This window comes from Streptomyces sp. NBC_01077, from assembly GCF_045162855.1.
Lineage (GTDB): Bacteria > Actinomycetota > Actinomycetes > Streptomycetales > Streptomycetaceae > Streptomyces.
In genome coordinates, this window is the sequence record NZ_CP108669.1 from 2,337,756 (window position 1) to 2,355,430 (window position 17,675).

Consider the following 17,675-nt stretch of genomic DNA (forward strand, 5'->3'; position numbering starts at 1 on the left):
ACAACAGGGGTTGACGACTAGATTGAGGAAACAGTCCACATGCAGTCCACAGCAAGGGCCAATGTGGACCCGGTGGATCGTTTTCGCAGGCTGAAGGTGTCAGGCCGGGCGATCGGCAAGGGCCACCGGCGGCTCGTCGTCCATTTCGAAGGCCAGCGGAAAGGGCGCGTGGCCCGCGAGCCGGAACCAGCGGACCGTACGGTGACGGCGCAGCGCGCGGGCGGCGCGCACGGCGTCGTTGTGGAACCGGCGGGCCATCGGCACCCGGCGGACGGATGCCGCCAGCTCCTCCGCGGCCTCCTCGCCACCGGGAGCCTCCCGTACGAGCTCCACCTGCTCGGGCTCGCCGAACACGACCCGCAGGGCCTGGCTCAACTCGCTCTCGGCGACCTCCCGATGGTCCTCCTCGGCCTGGCGCGCGGCGTGCGCGGCCTCGTACAGCACGATCGAGGCGGCCGGGTCGAGGACACCGGAGGTGGCCAACTCCTGGGTGACCGAGGCCCGGCGCAGCAACTGCGCGTCCAGGGCCGCGCGGGCGGCGTCGATACGGGAGTGCAGTCGGTCGAGCCGTCCGGCGGTCCAGCTGAGATAGACGCCGATGAGAATCAGCGCGACGACGGTCCAGATCAGGGTTTCGGTCACGGGCGCAAAGGCTACCGGGGAGGCGGCGGCCCGCCTTCCCGGTGGTGGGCGTCCCCCCGTCGTGCGGGCGGGCGGGGGCGGAGCCCCGACGGGGGCGGGCGCCGGCCCACCGCGGGGCGGGCCCGGCCCGGCAAGCGGCCGCTACAGCCCCAACCGTGCCCGCAGGCCCACCCGTTCGTCCGTGTCGACCGCCGCCGCCCCGTCCGTCACCGTCTCGTAGACCGCGAGGATGTCCGCGCCGACCGTCGTCCAGTCGAAGCGCCGTACGTGGGCCGAGCCCCGCACGCTCAGTTCCGCGCGCCGCTCCTCGTCGCCCAGGAGCCGGATCGCCGCGTCCGCGAGCGCGTCCGCGTCCTCGTTGGTGAAGAGTTCGCCCGCCGCCCCCTGGTCGAGGACCTGCGCGAAGGCGTCCAGGTCCGAGGCGAGGACCGGCGCGCCGGCCGACAGCGCCTCGACGAGGATGATGCCGAAGCTCTCGCCGCCGGTGTTGGGCGCCACGTACACGTCGACGCTGCGCAGCAGCCGCGCCTTGTCCTCGTCGCTGACCATGCCGAGGAACTCCACCCGGGAGCGCATCTCGCGCGGCAGCGAGGCCACCGCCTCCTCCTCGTCCCCACGCCCGGCGACCAGGAGCCGCGCCCCGGGACGCTCGGTGAGGATCCTGGGCAGGGCCCGCATGAGAACGGGCAGGCCCTTCCTCGGCTCGTCGATCCTGCCGATGAAGCCGAGGGTCTCGCCCTGCCACTCCTTCTTCGGCTCGGCGCGCGCGAAGAAGTCCACGTCGACCCCGTTGGGGATGACGACGGCGTCACCGCCGAGGTGCTCGACGAGCGTGCGCCGGGCGTACTCGCTCACCGCGATGCGGGCGCTGATCTTCTCCAGGGCCGGCTGGAGGATCGGATACGCGGCGATCATGGCCCGCGAGCGCGGGTTCGAGGTGTGGAAGGTGGCCACGATCGGCCCCTGGGCGGCCCAGCAGGTCAGCAGCCCGAGGGACGGCGAGGTCGGCTCGTGGATGTGGACGACGTCGAAGGTGCCGTCGTGCAGCCAGCGGCGTACCCGCGCGGCCGAGAGGAAGCCGAAGTTGAGCCGGGCCACCGAGCCGTTGTACGGCACGGGGACGGCCCGGCCGGCCGACACCACGTACGGCGGCAGCGGGGTCTCGTCGTCGGCGGGCGCGAGGACGGAGACCGCGTGGCCGAGCCGGATGAGGTGCTCGGCGAGGTCGCGGATGTGGAACTGGACGCCGCCCGGCACGTCCCACGAGTACGGGCAGACGATCCCGATCTTCACTCGCCGCGCTCCCCGCCCCGCTCGGCACCCACGGTCTCGGCACCCTCGGTCTTGACGCCCTCGGTCTCGGCACCCTCGGTCTCGGCACCCGCGACGGGGTCCGGGCGTTCCTCCAGGTCCGCGAGCCACAGTCGTTGCAGCATGTGCCAGTCCTCCGGGTGCTCCGCGATGCCGCCGGCGAAGGCGTCGGCCAGCGCCTGTGTCATCACGGACGTCTTCTCGGCCCGCGTACCTGACTCGGGTACGTCGACGGGCGGGTGGATGCGCCCCCTCATGACCGACGTGTCGTCGTACCAGAGCGTCACCGGAAGGAGCAGCGCGCCCGTCTGCTGGGCGAGGATCGCCGGGCCCGCCGGCATCCGCGCCGTGTCCCCGAAGAAGGTCACCTCGGTGCCGGAGGCCGACAGGTCGCGGTCGGCGACCAGACAGACCAGGCCGCCCGCCCGCAGGCGCCGCGCCAGCGTGCCGAAGGCGGAGCCGCCGGTGTGCGGGAGGACCTCCATGCCGAGGGACTCGCGGTAGGCCACGAAGCGGTCGTACAGCGTCTCCGGCTTGAGCCGCTCCGCGACCGTCGTGAACGGCACGCCGAGGCAGCTGGTCACCCATACCCCCGCGAGGTCCCAGTTCGCCAGGTGCGGCAGGGCCAGGACGACCCCGCGGCCGGCGGCGAGGCCCTCCTGGAGGTGGTGGACGTCCTTGATGTCCGTCCCGCGCTCGACCCGCTCCTTGCTCCAGGTCGGCAGCCGGAAGGACTCCATCCAATAGCGCATGTACGAGCGCATGCCGGCCTTCGACAGCTCGGCGAGCCGCTCGGGCGTGGCGTCCGGCACCACGCGCGCGAGGTTGGCCTCAAGACGCAGGACGCTCTTGCCGCGCCGCTTCCACGCGAAGTCGGCGATCCGCCGGCCGAGGCCCGCGGCCACCGGCTCGGGCAGCTTCTTGACGGTCGCCCAGCCTGCGCCGTACAGCCCGTCGCTCAGTCGGTCCTTCAGTGCGCTCATGTCGCCGCCCCGCTCCCTCCGGCCGCGGCGGCGTCCGCCTCGGCCGATTCCCGTCGTACGGTCACGACGCGCTGGCCCAGGGTGACGGCGCTGCCGACGGCCACGATCCACAGGGCGATCGGCAGCAGCACCTCGATCCCGGGTACGCCGAACTTGTGGAGCCCGGCGAGGCCGGCCGCGACCAGCGAGATCACCAGGCGCTCGGCGCGTTCGATCAGACCGTTGACGGCGACGGGCAGGCCAATCGATTCGCCTCGGGCCTTGGTGTACGACACGACCTGACCGCTCGCCAGGCAGAAGATCGCCACGGCGCACAGCACGTTGTCGTCGCCCTTGCCCGCGTACCAGAGCGCGAAGCCGCCGAAGATGGCGCCGTCGGCGACCCGGTCGAGCGTCGAGTCGAGGAAGGCGCCCCAGCGGCTGGAGATCCCCGCCTGCCGGGCCATGTTGCCGTCGACGAGGTCGGAGAAGACGAACAGGGTGATGACGATGGTGCCCCAGAAGAATTCCCCGCGGGGGAAGAAGACCAGCGCACCGGCCATCACTCCCGCCGTGCCGATGAGCGTGACCGCGTCGGGGCTGACGCCCCTGCGGAGCAGAAACGCGGCGAACGGTGTGAGGACACGCGTAAAAAATGCACGCGCGTACTTGTTCAGCATGGCCTTCCCGAGGTTCGGTGGGCCGCGCGGCCCCTACGACCACCGGCTCACCCATCGTAGCCACGCGCGCCCCGGCGTACGGGCGGCACCCGCCCCGCCGCGTCGGCGTCCCTCCGAGGGCCCTCCGCGTGTACGACGTATGGACGCGTCGAGGCGCCGGTCGGGGCCTCGACGCGTCCCGCCGCCGTACGACGTATGGACGCCTCCTTGCGTCGGTGCAAAGCTCGAAGGACCACCGCGGGCATCCGCCGGAGCCGTACCGCGACACACCACTCCCCCGCGCCCGCGTCCCGCCGCATCGTGCGAGAAGCCGGGAGGAACACATCATGGGTGACAAGGCGAACACGGCCGCCGGAGCCGCCGGCAGGGCTTTGACGGCCGACCGGCCCACGGCCGTACGGAACGTGGTGCTGGTCGGCCACAGCGGATCGGGCAAGACGACCCTGGTCGAGGCGCTGGCGCAGACCGCGGGGGCGCTCAACCGGGCGGGCCGGGTCGAGGACGGCGGCACCGTCTCCGACTACGACGAGATCGAGCACCGCCAGCACCGCTCCGTACAGCTCTCCCTCGTTCCGGTCGGCTGGGACGGGTACAAGATCAATCTCCTCGACACCCCCGGGTACGCCGACTTCGTCGGGGAGCTGAGGGCCGGTCTGCGCGCGGCGGACGCGGCCCTCTTCGTCGTCTCGGCCGCCCAGGAGGCCGACGCGGTCGCCGCCTCCACCCGGATGATCTGGGAGGAGTGCGCCGCGGTCGGCATGCCCCGCGCCATCGTCGTCACCCACCTGGACACCGCCCGCACCGACTTCGGCGAGCTCACCGCCGTCTGCGCCTCGCTCTTCGGCCGCGACGACCCGGACGCCGTACTGCCGCTCTACCTGCCGGTGCGCGGCGACGAGGGCGCCGACGGGCACGCGCCCGCGACCGGTCTGGTCGGCCTGCTCTCGGAGCGGATCTTCGACTACTCGACGGGGGTACGGAAGGAGAGCCCGCCCGACGAGAACCAGCGGGAGCTGATCGCGGAGGCCCGTGCCCGGCTGATCGAGGGGATCATCGCCGAGAGCGAGGACGAGACCCTCATGGACCGCTATCTCGGTGGCGAGTCGATCGATGTGAAGACGCTCGTCGACGACCTGGAGAAGGCCGTCGCCCGGGGCACCTTCCACCCGGTGCTCGCGGCCGCCCCCGCCGCCGACGGCGGTACACAGGGCCTGGGCACCCTCGAACTCCTGGAGCTCATCACCGGCGGCTTCCCCTCCCCGCTCGAACACGAGCCGCCCGCCGTGACCACCCCGGACGGTCAGCCCCGGCCCCCGATCACCTGCGACCCCGAAGGCCCCCTGGTCGCCGAGGTCGTGAAGACCGCCGCCGACCCCTACGTGGGCCGGGTCTCCCTGGTCAGGGTCTTCTCCGGCACCCTGCGCCCCGACGCGACCGTCCATGTCTCGGGTCACGGACTCGCCGACCGGGGCCACGAGGACCATGACGTCGACGAGCGCATCGGCGGCCTCACCTCCCCCTTCGGCAAGCAGCAGCGCCCCATGGCGCACTGCATCGCCGGGGACCTCGCCTGCGTGGCCCGGCTGGGCCGGGCCGAGACCGGTGACACGCTCTCCGCGAAGGACGATCCTCTTCTGATGGAGCCGTGGAGCATGCCGGAGCCCCTGCTCCCGCTCGCCGTCCAGGCACACGGCAAGGCGGACGAGGACCGGCTCTCGCAGGGCCTGGCCCGGCTGGTCGCCGAGGACCCCACGCTGCGCCTCGAACAGAACCAGGACACCCGGCAGGTGGTCCTCTGGTGCCTGGGCGAGGCCCATCAGGACGTCGTCCTCGAACGTCTCCGGGGCCGCTACGGGGTCCAGGTCGACGCCGTGCCGTACAAGGTGTCGCTGCGCGAGACCTTCGGCGGCGCCTCGGCCGGGCGGGGCCGGCACGTCAAACAGTCCGGCGGCCACGGCCAGTACGCCATCTGCGAGATCGACGTGGAGCCGCTCCCGCCGGGCAGCGGCATCGAGTTCGTCGACAAGGTGGTCGGCGGGGCGGTCCCCCGCCAGTTCGTCCCCTCCGTCGAGAAGGGCATTCGGGCCCAGGCCGCGCGGGGCGTCGCCGCGGGCTATCCGCTCGTCGACATCCGGGTCACCCTGCGGGACGGCAAGGCCCACTCGGTGGACTCCTCCGACGCCGCCTTCCAGACGGCCGGGGCCCTCGCGCTGCGCGAGGCGGCCGCCGAGGTCGCCGTCCACCTCCTGGAGCCGGTCGCCGAGGTCCAGGTCCTGGTGCCGGACGAGTACGTCGGTCCCGTGATGAGCGATCTGTCGGGGCGGCGGGGCCGGGTCGTCGGCACCGACCAGGCCGGTCCCGGGCGGACCCTGGTCCGGGCCGAGGTGCCGGAGATCGAGATCGGGCGGTACGCGATCGACCTGCGGTCCGTGTCGCACGGCACCGGCCGGTTCGACCGTACGTACGCCCGGCACGAGCCGATGCCGCCGCAACTCGCCGAGAAGGTCCGCGAACAGACCGGAAAGAGTGCCTAGTTGACGGAGTGACTGCGGGGGCCGTCCGCCCGGCGCACGCCGGGCGGACGTCATTCGGCCTCGATATCCACAGGCCGTGACGCACACGACGGTCCCCGGTTACTCTGTGGTGCCCAGCTCAGAAGGTGTGCGGGGCGCGGCAGTTGGGAACAGCCCGCACAGATACTCGCGCGCGATGGGGGCGGCAGTGGCGATCGATGGCTTCGGACCCGGGGCGCAGGTCCCCCTCACGGGCTCCGGTGGTGGTACGGGCGCGACGAACGCGCTCGCGTCCGCCGCGTACCGGGACAGCCCGCTCAAGACGATTCAGGATGCCGACAACGACCTCTACAAGACGGCGGTCAAGGACGGGAAGTGGGAGAAGCTCTTCCGTCCCGACCTCGGTGAGGCCTTCTCCCGCGCCGTCCAGGTCCGCATGCTCGGCGGCGGCCGCAAGGCCCTGATCCAGTCCTTCGGCGCCGAACCGCAGCCCGTCGTCGAACACTGCCTCGCGGCCACCCACATCCGCCGGCAGCGCGACGCCCGGCTGACCATGGTCACCTTCGTCTGCGGCGTCCTCTTCCTGCCCGGGATGCTGCTCTGGCTCGGTGTCATCCAGCTTCGGCGCGTCGCCGCCGGTTCGGAGAAGAAGGGCACCAGCGTCGTCGGCACCGTCCTCCTGTGGGCGGCCGGGCTCCTGGCGGCGCTCGTCCTGCTCAAGCTGCCCTTCGACGGAATCCTGCCGAACTACCTGCGCGCCATGATCGTGGCCCCGGTCGTCGGCTGGTTCCTCGCCCGCCGGATCTGTGAGAAGTCCGCCGCCGACCTGCGCGAGCGCTGGACCGGCCTGCTCAGCGGCGGCGGCGCCGGCCCCCAGGTGCCCAAGTCCGTTCCCCAGGACCCCGGCGAGAAGTCGGCGGAGGAGCTCCGGCTGAACCTGGAGAAGCTCTCCGCCGAGCAGCAGTCCAACATCGCCTTCTACGCCGGTCCCAAGGGCATCCTCGGTCTCGGCACCCGCTGGGGCAGCTGGACCCTCGCCGAGGAACTCGTCCCCCAGGCCGGCCGGGAGATCCACGACTTCCGTGCCTGGGACGTCATCCGAAAGATCCACGACCAGCTCGCGCTCCTGGAGCGCGGCTCCCTCAAGACCGGCTTCCCGAAGCCGACCGTCAAGCACTGGATCGTCTCCGCGGTCGGCGAGGGCGCCGACGAGGTCACCCGCCCCGAGGGCGACAGCATCGTGCACTTCCAGGTCAAGCCGCACGAGATACAGCGCATCTGCAACGACCAGCAGTTCGGCGCGGGCAATCGCCACTACCTCGGCGTGCAGTTCACCCTCTGGGACGGGAACCTCGTCCTCACGATGATGGTGACCGTCACCTCGCTCCATCACACGCTCAGGATCGAGGTCACCGGCCACGCGCTCGGCCCCGTGCACGGCCTGTTCACGACCAAGCCGAAGGCCAAGACGAAGGAGGTCTCCAAGACCGTCCGCTTCTGGGAGACCAGGGAGATCCAGCAGCCGCTCCTCCAGACCGACGACATCGTCCGGCTCGCGGTGCGCGCCCCGCTCACCTGGTACCCGCCGGTCCTGGAGTTCCTCGGCGGCAAGATGGTCCTGCCCGAGCCCTTCGGTCTGCGGCACGTCTGGGCCGGTCCGCTCTGGAAGAACCGCTTCATGGCCGACGACGCCATACGGATGGCGACGCCGGTCCTCCGGGCGGTCCACTCCGCCACCCTCAAGATGCTCGACGAGCACGGCGTGGACACGGAGCGCTTCACCAACCGCTCGCTGATCCTCAGCGGCGGCATCCAGGAACCTGGCCCCAAGAAGGCCGACGTCTACGACGCGTGACAGGGCCGTACGGCGAGGGCCCGGGTCCACGACGGTGGCCCGGGCCCTTCGCGTACGGATCAGATGGTGGCGGGCCAGGCGTCGGCCAGCATCTTCCGGGTGTCCGCGAGGAGCTGCGGCAGCACCTTCGTATGACCGACGACCGGCATGAAGTTGGTGTCCCCGCCCCAGCGCGGCACCACGTGCTGGTGCAGATGCGCGGCGATCCCGGCGCCCGCGACGGCGCCCTGGTTCATGCCGATGTTGAAGCCGTGCGCACCGGAGGCCGCCCGCAGCGCGACCATCGCGCGCTTGGTGAAGTCGGCGAGCTCCCCGGTCTCCGCCGCGTCCAGGTCCGTGTAGTCGGCGACGTGACGGTAGGGGACGACCATGAGGTGACCGCCGTTGTACGGGTACAGGTTGAGGACCGTGTACACGCTCTGACCGCGGGCGATCACCAGGCCGTCCTCGTCCGACTTCGACGGAATCGAACAGAACGGACAGCCGTCCTCGGCGCCCGGCCCGGTCGGCTTGTTCTCGCCCTGGATGTACGCCATCCGATGAGGCGTCCACAGGCGCTGGAACGCGTCCCGCGTCCCGACTCCGATCTGCTGCTCCGGCTCAGTCGTCATGCTGTGCAGCATATTGCGTCGCCCGTTCGGAACGTGTCGTCGGGGCGGAAGATCCATGCAGCGGCCATGCTGATCCGATGGTCGATCCCGTCGGTCGATCCCGCTCGTCGTAGCTGATCGAGGCGTTCACCCGGGAGGACGAGAAGAGGCCCCCGGGGATTCCCCGGGGGCCTCCTGAGCTCACGTCGCGGACGGTCAGACCTGGACCCGGTCCTCGACGACCTTGGCGATCTTGGCGATGGCCTCGTCGACGGGGATGCCGTTCTCCTGCGAACCGTCGCGGTAGCGGAAGGAGACGGCGCCGGCGGCCATGTCCTCGTCACCCGCGATGATCATGAACGGGACCTTCTGCTTCTGCGCGTTGCGGATCTTCTTCTGCATCCGGTCCGAGGAGGAGTCGACGTCCACCCGCAGGCCCTGCTTCTTCGCCTTGGCGGCGAACTCGTGCAGGTAGTCGACGTGCGCGTCGCCGATCGGGATGCCGGTCGCCTGGACGGGCGCCAGCCACGGCGGCATCGCACCCGCGTAGTGCTCCAGGAGCACCGCGAAGAAGCGCTCGATCGAGCCGAACAGCGCGCGGTGGATCATGACCGGGCGCTGCTTGGTGCCGTCCGGGGAGGTGTACTCCAGGTCGAAGCGCTCCGGCAGGTTGAAGTCGAGCTGCACGGTCGACATCTGCCAGGTACGGCCGATGGCGTCGCGCGCCTGCACCGAGATCTTCGGGCCGTAGAACGCGGCGCCGCCCGGGTCGGGGGTCAACGGGAGGCCCTGCTTCTCGGCGACCTGCTGGAGGACCGCGGTGGCCTCCTCCCAGATCTCGTCCGAGCCGACGAACTTCTCCGGGTCCTTGGTGGACAGCTCCAGGTAGAAGTCGGTCAGACCGTAGTCGCGCAGCAGGTTCAGGACGAAGGTGAGGGTCTTGTCCAGCTCCTCCGCCATCTGCTCCTTGGTGCAGTAGATGTGCGCGTCGTCCTGGGTGAAGCCGCGGGCCCGGGTCAGGCCGTGCACGACGCCCGACTTCTCGTACCGGTACACGGTGCCGAACTCGAACAGGCGCAGCGGCAGTTCACGGTACGAACGGCCGCGCGCGTCGAAGATCAGGTTGTGCATCGGGCAGTTCATGGGCTTGAGGTAGTAGTCCACGCCCTCGTCGAGCTGCATGGGGGGGTACATGCCCTCGGCGTACCAGTCGAGGTGACCGGACTTCTCGAACAGCTTGCCCTTGGTGGCGTGCGGCGAGTAGACGAACTCGTAGCCCTCCTCCTCGTGGCGCTTGCGCGAGTAGTCCTCCATGACCCGGCGGATGATTCCGCCCTTGGGGTGGAAGACCGCGAGGCCGGAGCCGATCTCGTCCGGGATGGAGAAGAGGTCGAGCTCGTTGCCCAGCTTGCGGTGGTCGCGCTTCTCGGCCTCGGCGAGGAAGTCGAGGTGGGCCTTCAGCTCCTCCTTCGACGGCCAGGCGGTGCCGTAGATGCGCTGGAGCATCGGGTTCTTCTCGCTGCCGCGCCAGTAGGCGGCGGCGTTGCGCATCAGCTTGAACGCCGGGATGTTCCGGGTGGTGGGCAGGTGAGGACCGCGGCAGAGGTCCTTCCAGCACAGGTCGCCGGTCTTGGCGTCGATGTTGTCGTAGATGGTCAGCTCGCCGCCGCCCACCTCGACGTTCGCGCCGTCGTCGGTCGACGCGGAGCCCTTGATGCCGATGAGCTCCAGCTTGTACGGCTCGTCCGCCAGCTCGGCGCGGGCGTCCTCGTCGGTCACCACGCGGCGGGCGAAACGCTGGCCGCGCTTCTGGATCTCCTGCATCTTCTTCTCGATGACCTTGAGGTCCTCGGGAGTGAAGGGCTTCTCGACGTCGAAGTCGTAGTAGAAGCCGTCCCGGACCGGCGGGCCGATGCCCAGCTTGGCCTCGGGGAAGAGCTCCTGCACGGCCTGGGCCATGACGTGCGCGGTCGAGTGGCGCAGGATGTCGAGACCGTCCGGGGAGGAGATCTCGACGCCCTCGACGACGTCGCCGTCGGAGAGCTCGTACGACAGGTCCTTCAGCTCGCCGGCCACACGGGCGGCGATGATGGTGCGGTCGTCGGCGAACAGGGCGCCGGCGGTGGTGCCCGCGCTCACCGCCCTCTCCTCTGCTTCCGAGGCGGACTGGACGGTCACACGGACATCAGACACGGGTACTCCGTACATAAGGGCGCAAGCAGACACGAGGTGCCGGCGCCGGCGATGCGCGACAGGTACGAGGTGCCGCGCACGGCCGATCCTACCGAGGCGACGGACCCGCCCGCGAAACGGTTTCCGACGGCTCCGCCCTGGCTCCGGCGCTACCCCTCGTCCGGCCCGCACGCCTCCTCGAAGAAGTCGAGGTTCTCCTGGAGGGACTTCATCAGCCGGTCCCGTTCCGTCTCGTCGACCTGTACGGGGACGACCCCGGACGCGTCGGTGAGACGGCGGAAGCCGCCCCGGCTCTCCAGCCGGCCCACCACCCGGATCGGCAGCCCGACGAGATGGGCGTGACCGGCGGTGCGGTACGCCTCCTCGTCCAGGCTCACGCGGACGTGCGGGACCTCCGCCCCGCCCAGCACCCGCAGCCGTACGGTGCCCTCGCCGCGCGGCCCGGAGCGGCGCATGCGGACGACGGCGCCGGTGAGCCGGACCGGTACGGAGGGCTCGTCGGTCAGATAGCGGGCGCTCGCCTCGCGCAGGGCCGGCAGGTCGCCGGGCGAGAACTCGACCGGTTCGGGCCGGGCGGCGCAGCCCACGGGCGCCCCGGCGGACGGGGCCCACTCCAGGGCGATCCTGGCTCCCTCGGTACCCCGGACGAGGGCGACGAGGGCCTCGGTGAGTTCGCGGCTGACGCCCGCCTCGACGGCGGCGTCGAAGGCCTCCATGCCACCGGTGGCCCGCTGGTAGTCGGTGGCCTCCCGGGCCGCGTGGAGCGCGTGGTAGAGCCGGACGGCGATCGGGCGGCCCGGATCGACGGGCAGGAAGGCGGTCAGTCCGCGCCCGCCGGGTGCCGCGCCGACGACGACGGTCTCCAGGGAGGCCTGGGCCGGGCGCCGGTGGCGGGCCCCGTAGTAGCCGGCCCGGCCGCGTACGGCGAGGGCGCCGGCCAGGAGGAGCTGGCGGGCGGCGGACCTGAGCTGCTCCTGAACGGTCCAGGGGAGGACGCCGGCCGGGCCCGGGGGCACGTCGCGCCACCAGCGGATCTCGTCGCTGGGCACGGCGAGGCCGGTGAGGACCTCGCGGGCGGAGGGCGTGGCGCTGTGGGCGAGGGCGGTGAGCGCCTCGCCGAGCAGGTCCTCGCAGTCCGGGAAGGCGCGGCTCTCCGGGACGAGGAGGCTGGTTCCGGTGCCGCTGCCGGGCGGCGTCCAGCGGCTGTAGCGCCCGGCCGCCCCGCCCCGCCGCCGCCATCCGTGGCGGGCGAGGAGGGCGCCGAGGACGCGCGGGTCGACCCTGCCCGGGTCGGGTGCGCCCTGGGTGTCGGCCCAGGGGCCGGTGGGCGGGGCGGGGACACCGGTCCAGGGTCCGGGGGTGTCGCCGGGCGCCGGGTGGGGCCGGTAGGGCGGGGGGACGGGGCCGTGTCCGGCCCCGCCCCCTTCGTCCCCGAACCTCGGTTCGTCGATCGGTCGGTGCATCAAGGTCTCCCTCCCACGCCGACCCGGGTCATGATCTCGCAGAGCGCCCGGTCGTCGAAGATCCGCGTCGTCGGTACGCGCACGGTGGTCCGGCGCCGTCCCGTGACCGGGTGTCCGGCCAGGTTGATCCAGTAGCAGCAGTGCCGCAGGTCGAGCCGGTCGTGACTCGCTCTCAGCCAGTCGTCCTGTGACCTCGGGACGAGCATCACGACCAGGATCTTGTGCACGGACACCGGGGTTCTGGCGAGCTTCACCAGGTGGTCGTTGTCGAGGGTGAACGAGAACGTGCTCCCGGGCGGGCGCGGCGGTATCTGGTAGGTGCACTTGAGCTGCACCTTGATGGTCACTTCGTCGTCGACGGTGTGGCCGGGAGAGCCGTGGCTCACGTGCCAGTCGATGCCGTTGTCCGGAAAGGGCTGGGACAGCGAGCAGCCGGCCGCGGCGGCGACGGCGTGCAGGTATCCCACCTGGAGGGTCTCCATGCAGGCGGTGGTGGCGAGTGAGCCGCGCGTCGGTGCCAGCCGCTGGGGCGGCAGCCCTCCCGACTCGGGCTGGGCGAGCGCCATGTCGATTTCCTTCCCCGTCCCTTGTGTTGTGACCGGTCCGCGTACGGCGCAAACAGTCCGGGTATCACCGTTTCGGGGGCAGGGGGTTGGCCATCTGCCGCACGTGTGCAGGGAGTTCAGGGATGACGATGCACTGGTACGAAGGGCCCCTGGCCGCTTTCGACACGGAGACCACAGGAGTCGACGTCGAGGGCGACCGGATCGTGTCCGCCGCCCTCGTCGTACAGGACACGGTGGGGGCGCGCCCGCGGGTGACGCGGTGGCTGGTCAATCCGGGCATACCCGTGCCCGAGGGAGCCACCGCCGTGCACGGACTGACGGACGATCACCTCCAGCGGAACGGCCGGTGGCCGGCTCCGGTGATGGAGGAGCTGGCGCGTGCGCTGGCGGAGCAGAGCGCGGCGGGGCGCCCGCTGGTGGTGATGAACGCGCCGTTCGATCTGACGATCCTCGACCGCGAGCTGCGCAGGCACCGGGCGTCCACCCTCGGCGACTACCTGGCGGGCACCCCGCTGTGCGTCCTCGACCCACGGGTCCTGGACAAGCATCTGGACCGCTACCGGAAGGGCCGCCGGACGCTCACGGACCTGTGCGCGCACTACGAGGTGGAGCTGGCGGGCGCGCACGACGCGGCGGCGGACGCGGCGGCGGCGCTCGATGTCGTACGGGCGGTGGCGCGGCGTTTCTCGTCCCGGCTCGAACGGCTGACGCCGGCGGAGCTGCACACGCTGCAGGCGGTGTGGCACGCGGCGCAGGCGCGGGGGCTCCAGGCGTGGTTCACCCGGCAGGGGACACCGGAGACCGTGGACCCGGCGTGGCCGCTGCGGCCGGAGCTGGGCACCGCGGCCTGAACTCGGCAGGGCGGCCCGACACATGACAGAGGCCGGTCCGTCTGTCGACGGACCGGCCTCTACCCGGTGGGCGATACTGGGATCGAACCAGTGACCCCTTCGGTGTGAACGAAGTGCTCTCCCGCTGAGCTAATCGCCCGGGAACGGGTTGAACCATACAGCCCTTCAAGCCGTTCGTTCAAACCGATCGCAGGTGGGTGGCGAGTCCCCGCCGCCCACCCCGCATCATCAGGGCGTGGTTGGCGCGGAACACGGGCCGCCCGGGCACGGCGAAGGCGCGCAGCAGACGGGCACGGACCTCGACCTCCTGCTCGTACAGGGCGTGGGTGCCGGTGCCTTCCGGGGTGAGGGTCCAGCGGGCCCAGCCCTCCAGGTCGCCGCCGAGTCCCACCTCCAGGACCCGGGCCGCCGGGTCGCGGCGCAGGGCACGGGCGGTGACGACGAGGTCGTACGGGAGCAGGGAGCGGAAGCGGGCGGTGCCGGTGGTGTCGTCGACGGGGACGACCTCGCGGACCTGGGGCCACCAGCGGGGGTACTCCTCGGCGCGTTCGAGGACGGCGTAGACCGCGTCCGGCGGGGCGGCGAGCCGCCAGACATTGCGGAAGTGGTACCGGCACCAGTCCATGCCCCCAGTGTGGACGTACTCAGGCCCCCCGAGCCGGAAGATGAGTACCCGGACGCATTCCCGCCAGGTGTGGCCGGGGCCACACTCCGGGCATGGACAACTCCCTGCCGCCCGCGGACGAGCTGGCGCTCGTCGACCGCGAGCTGGCCCAACTCGACGCACGCCGGTCCCAGTTGCTGGCCCGGCGGGCCTGGCTGATCCGTGTGCTCCACGCGCCGGCCGCTTCGGCGGCGTCGTCGGCACCGTGGCCCCGCCCGCCGGTGGCGGACTCGACGCCGCGGAGCGCGCAGAACGTCCTGCTGACGCTCGGCGGCACGCTGCTGACGATCGCCGCGGTCGCGTTCACCCTGGTGAGCTGGGGCTCGATGGGGATCGGCGGCCGCGCGGCCGTCCTGTTCGTGGTCACCTCGGCCGCCCTGGCGGCGCCGGTGACGCTGCTGCGCCGGAGCCTGGTGTCGACGGCCGAGTCGGTGGGGGCGCTCGGTCTCGTTCTGATGGTGCTCGACGCGTACGCGCTGCACCGGGTGGCACTGCCGGAGACGGACGGCCTCGGGTACACGGCGGTGGCCGCCGCGGTCCTCGCGGGCGCGTGGACCGCGTACGGCTCGGTCCTGCCCCGGCTGCGGATCCCGCTGCCGGCCGCCGTCGTCGTCGGACAGCTGCCGCTGCCGCTGGGTGTGCTCGCGGCCGGGGGCGGGCCGACGGCCTTCGCGTGGGCGGCGCTCGTCACGGCCGCGGCGGACGGGGCGGTGGTCCTGTGGACCCGGCCGGCCGCGGTCCGGATCACGGCGGCCACCGGTGCGTCGGCACTGGGCGGCTGGGCGCTCCTGACGGGCGGCTGGCTCTCGCTCACCTCGCCGTGGAGCGGCGCGCCGCTGCTCCTGGCGGGCGCGGCGGTGACGCTGTACGTGGCCTGGCGCACGCCCGTCCTCGCGGTGGCGGCCGCGGCGATCACCGGCCTGGCGACGATCACGGCCCTGGGCGGCCTGCTGCGCACGGCCGTCCCGACGGACTGGACGGTACCGGCGTACGTGCTGTGCGGACTGGCCCTGGCCTCGGTGCACCGCGTGAGCGCGAGCGCGGCCGGCGACGGAGCCGCGGGGAGGTCCGGACCGACCGAGGACGGAGCCGCCGGGTTCCGGCTGCCGGGCGGCGTCCGGCTCGGGCTCGCCGGGGCGGGCGCCGGGGTCGCGGCGCTCGGGGTCGTCTGGGCGTTGCCGCCGGTGGCGGTCGGGCTCCTGGGGCCCGTGGCCCGGACGACGGAGGTCTGGTCGGGCGGGCACGCCGAGCGCGCCCTGACCTCGTACCCGGGGACGGCGCTCCTGGTCCTGGCCGTGGCCGCCGCCGTCCTCGCGACCCGATCCCGGCTGTGGGCCCGCTGTGGCGCCCTCGTCCTGGCCTGGGCGCTCCTGACCGCGCTGCCGGTCTCCCTCGACCTGCCGTACGCGGCGACGCTCACCCTGCAGCTCGTGACGAGCGCGGCGGCGTTGGCGTGCGCCGTCCGCCCAGGGCCGCTGACGCGCGGCCTGCGCCGCAGCCGCCCCGATGCGGCTGAAGGCTCCGTCGCACCGGGGGCGGGTACGCCCGCCACGGCGCCGGCCACCTCCGGCTCCTCCCGCCCATCCGCACCGCCCGCGCCCGGCGCCCCCTGGCCCGCCTGGCCCCCTTCCCGGCCCCGCCCTCCGGCTCCCGCCACGGAGCCCGGGACCGTCCTCGGGTGGATCGCGTACGTCGGTGGGCTGGGGTCCGCCGTGAGCGCGCTCGCGCTCGCCCTGGACACACAGGGGGCCACGTTCGCGGGGCTCGGGGTGGTGCTCGCGCTCCTCGTGGGCGTGGCGGTGCTCGGGGAGGGCGCGCGCCGGGTGGTCGCCGCCTGTGGCGCGGTGCTCACCGCGACCGGGCTCGTGTTCGCGGTGGCGGCCGCCCGCGGGTTCGAGGACCACTGGACGGCGCTCGCCCTGCTGCTCGTCCCGGCGGCGACGGCGGTCATCGGCGCCAAGGCCCGCCCGGTGGCCCTGCCGGTCGAGATCACCGGTGCGGCCGTGGCGCTGCCGGCGTTCGGGCTCGCCGCGTCCCGGCCCGCGTTCCTCGCGCTCGCGCTGGCCCTCGGCGGAGTGCTCGCGGCGGCGACGGCCGTGCGCCCCGAGCGGCGCCGGTTCGCCTCGTGGACGGCGGCGGTGCTGTTCCTGCTGGCCACCTGGGTCCGGCTCGCGGTGTGGGAGGTGACGACCCCGGAGGCGTACACGCTGCCGGCGACCGTGCCCGCGCTCGTCGTCGGGTTCCTGCGGCGGCGCCGGGACCCGGAGGCCTCGTCCTGGACGGCGTACGGCCCCGGTCTCGCGGCGACACTGCTGCCGAGCCTCGTCGCGGCCTGGACGGACCCTGAGTGGGTGCGCCCGCTGGCCCTGGGTGTCGCGGCCCTGGCCGTGACGCTGCTCGGCGCGCGGTTCCGGCTCCAGGCGCTGCTCGTCCTCGGCGGCTCGGTGCTCGCCCTGGACGGGCTGCACGAGCTGGCCCCTTACGTGGTGCAGGTGGTGGGCGCGCTGCCGCGCTGGCTGCCGCCGGCCCTCGCCGGGCTCCTGCTGCTCGCGGTGGGTGCCACGTACGAGCAGCGGCTGCGGGACGCCCGACGGCTCCGGGACCGGGTCGCGCGGATGCGATGAGGAAACGCCGAAGGCCCGGAGACGGTGTTCCGTCTCCGGGCCTTCGGACCGGGTGGTGGGCGATACTGGGTTCGAACCAGTGACCCCTTCGGTGTGAACGAAGTGCTCTCCCACTGAGCTAATCGCCCCGGTGCACCGCAAACATTACCGCATGTCAGCGGGGCTCCCGCACCATCCGAGGGTCACTCGGCGATCTTCCACGGCATGACGAAGCCGAACTTCCAGAGGTAGATGCCGAGCAGGGCGGCGATGATCACCAGGCCGACGGTGGTGAGGATGATGTTCCTGCGGCGGACCTTGGGGTCGAGGGCGCGCTGGGCGGCCTCGGTGACCTTGCGCTTGGTCCAGCGGAGGACCAGCTGTGCCCAGACGAACTCGGTCGCCCAGATCGCCATGCCACCGAAGATGACCAGCCAGCCGGGCCCCGGGAGCGGCAGCATGACCACTCCGGCGCCGACCACGGCGAGTCCCACGATGAAGACGCCGACCTGCCAGCTCAGATGCAGGCCTCGCCGGGACTTGATGAACTCCGGTGCGCGGGATCCCAGTTCGGCGTCCTTGCCGTCTGCGGACTCCCCGGTGCGCTCGTCACTCTCCGCATTCATGGTCCCCAACTTACCGGACGCGGGCCTCTCGCCGGAATGGCGGTATTACCGCAGGTCACACGCGCCCATACGAGCTACCTGAACGATCACAAAACCGACAGAGGGGTTTACAACGGCACTGGAGGTGGCATGTCGATTTCGCCGACGTGCGAATCC

Annotated in this window: 14 protein-coding genes and 2 tRNA genes; 4 read left to right on the forward strand and 12 right to left on the reverse strand. The window is 72.3% G+C overall.

The window, feature by feature from the left end:
* Positions 1-99: 99 nt before the first annotated feature.
* From OG462_RS10335 to pgsA, 4 genes are all read right to left on the reverse strand, one after another.
* The gene (locus OG462_RS10335; RefSeq protein WP_406056624.1) at positions 100-642 is read right to left on the reverse strand and encodes a hypothetical protein; all 543 of its coding nucleotides are present in this window, start codon (positions 640-642) and stop codon (positions 100-102) included.
* A gap of 141 nt (positions 643-783) precedes the next feature.
* Complete coding sequence (locus OG462_RS10340; RefSeq protein WP_406056626.1) at positions 784-1,935, reverse strand: glycosyltransferase family 4 protein; 1,152 nt, start codon at positions 1,933-1,935, stop codon at positions 784-786.
* The gene (locus OG462_RS10345) at positions 1,932-2,936 is read right to left on the reverse strand and encodes a phosphatidylinositol mannoside acyltransferase (RefSeq protein WP_406056628.1); all 1,005 of its coding nucleotides are present in this window, start codon (positions 2,934-2,936) and stop codon (positions 1,932-1,934) included. Before OG462_RS10345 ends, OG462_RS10340 begins: the two co-directional genes overlap by 4 nt.
* Positions 2,933-3,595 carry a phosphatidylinositol phosphate synthase gene (gene pgsA / locus OG462_RS10350; RefSeq protein WP_406056629.1) on the reverse strand — a complete coding sequence of 221 codons (663 nt, stop codon included), beginning with the start codon at positions 3,593-3,595 and terminating at the stop codon, positions 2,933-2,935. The genes OG462_RS10345 and pgsA overlap by 4 nt, the downstream gene beginning before the upstream one ends.
* A 326-nt stretch (positions 3,596-3,921) precedes the next feature.
* On the opposite strand from pgsA, the gene OG462_RS10355 reads away from it, so the two are divergent.
* Both OG462_RS10355 and OG462_RS10360 read left to right on the forward strand, forming a co-directional pair.
* Positions 3,922-6,129 (forward strand): elongation factor G-like protein EF-G2, encoded by a 2,208-nt coding sequence (locus OG462_RS10355; RefSeq protein ID WP_406056631.1) that lies wholly within the window; start codon positions 3,922-3,924, stop codon positions 6,127-6,129.
* A 175-nt stretch (positions 6,130-6,304) separates the two neighbouring features.
* Positions 6,305-7,963: a hypothetical protein gene (locus OG462_RS10360; RefSeq protein WP_406056633.1), complete on the forward strand. Its 1,659-nt coding sequence runs from the start codon at positions 6,305-6,307 to the stop codon at positions 7,961-7,963.
* 59 nt (positions 7,964-8,022) lie between these two features.
* Here OG462_RS10360 and OG462_RS10365 read toward each other — a convergent pair whose 3' ends face one another.
* The 4 genes from OG462_RS10365 to OG462_RS10380 form a co-directional block, all read right to left on the reverse strand.
* Entirely contained in the window at positions 8,023-8,586 is a 564-nt protein-coding gene (locus OG462_RS10365) for an HIT family protein (protein WP_406056635.1), read from the reverse strand.
* A gap of 183 nt (positions 8,587-8,769) precedes the next feature.
* Positions 8,770-10,746: a threonine--tRNA ligase gene (thrS, locus tag OG462_RS10370; RefSeq protein ID WP_406056637.1), complete on the reverse strand. Its 1,977-nt coding sequence runs from the start codon at positions 10,744-10,746 to the stop codon at positions 8,770-8,772.
* 149 nt (positions 10,747-10,895) lie between these two features.
* Positions 10,896-12,209, reverse strand: coding sequence for a hypothetical protein (locus tag OG462_RS10375; protein ID WP_406056639.1), 1,314 nt, complete (start codon positions 12,207-12,209; stop codon positions 10,896-10,898).
* Positions 12,209-12,775, reverse strand: coding sequence for a DUF4365 domain-containing protein (locus OG462_RS10380; RefSeq protein ID WP_406056641.1), 567 nt, complete (start codon positions 12,773-12,775; stop codon positions 12,209-12,211). The genes OG462_RS10375 and OG462_RS10380 overlap by 1 nt, the downstream gene beginning before the upstream one ends.
* 122 nt (positions 12,776-12,897) lie before the next feature.
* Between OG462_RS10380 and OG462_RS10385 the strand changes: the two genes are divergently transcribed.
* Positions 12,898-13,626 carry a 3'-5' exonuclease gene (locus OG462_RS10385; RefSeq protein WP_406056643.1) on the forward strand — a complete coding sequence of 243 codons (729 nt, stop codon included), beginning with the start codon at positions 12,898-12,900 and terminating at the stop codon, positions 13,624-13,626.
* A 67-nt stretch (positions 13,627-13,693) separates the two neighbouring features.
* Here the strand turns inward: OG462_RS10385 and OG462_RS10390 are convergent.
* Together OG462_RS10390 and OG462_RS10395 are read right to left on the reverse strand one after the other, a co-directional pair.
* Positions 13,694-13,765: transfer RNA gene (locus OG462_RS10390), tRNA-Val, on the reverse strand.
* A 39-nt stretch (positions 13,766-13,804) separates the two neighbouring features.
* Entirely contained in the window at positions 13,805-14,251 is a 447-nt protein-coding gene (locus OG462_RS10395; RefSeq protein WP_406056645.1) for an SRPBCC family protein, read from the reverse strand.
* Between the two features lie 92 nt (positions 14,252-14,343).
* Between OG462_RS10395 and OG462_RS10400 the strand changes: the two genes are divergently transcribed.
* The gene (locus tag OG462_RS10400) at positions 14,344-16,914 is read left to right on the forward strand and encodes an SCO7613 C-terminal domain-containing membrane protein (RefSeq protein ID WP_406056647.1); all 2,571 of its coding nucleotides are present in this window, start codon (positions 14,344-14,346) and stop codon (positions 16,912-16,914) included.
* 53 nt (positions 16,915-16,967) lie between these two features.
* Here OG462_RS10400 and OG462_RS10405 read toward each other — a convergent pair.
* Both OG462_RS10405 and OG462_RS10410 read right to left on the reverse strand, forming a co-directional pair.
* Positions 16,968-17,042 (reverse strand) — tRNA-Val (locus OG462_RS10405).
* Between the two features lie 54 nt (positions 17,043-17,096).
* A complete protein-coding gene (locus OG462_RS10410) occupies positions 17,097-17,519 on the reverse strand; it encodes a TIGR02611 family protein (RefSeq protein WP_406056649.1) in 423 nt (140 codons plus the stop codon).
* Between the last annotated feature and the right edge of the window lie 156 nt (positions 17,520-17,675).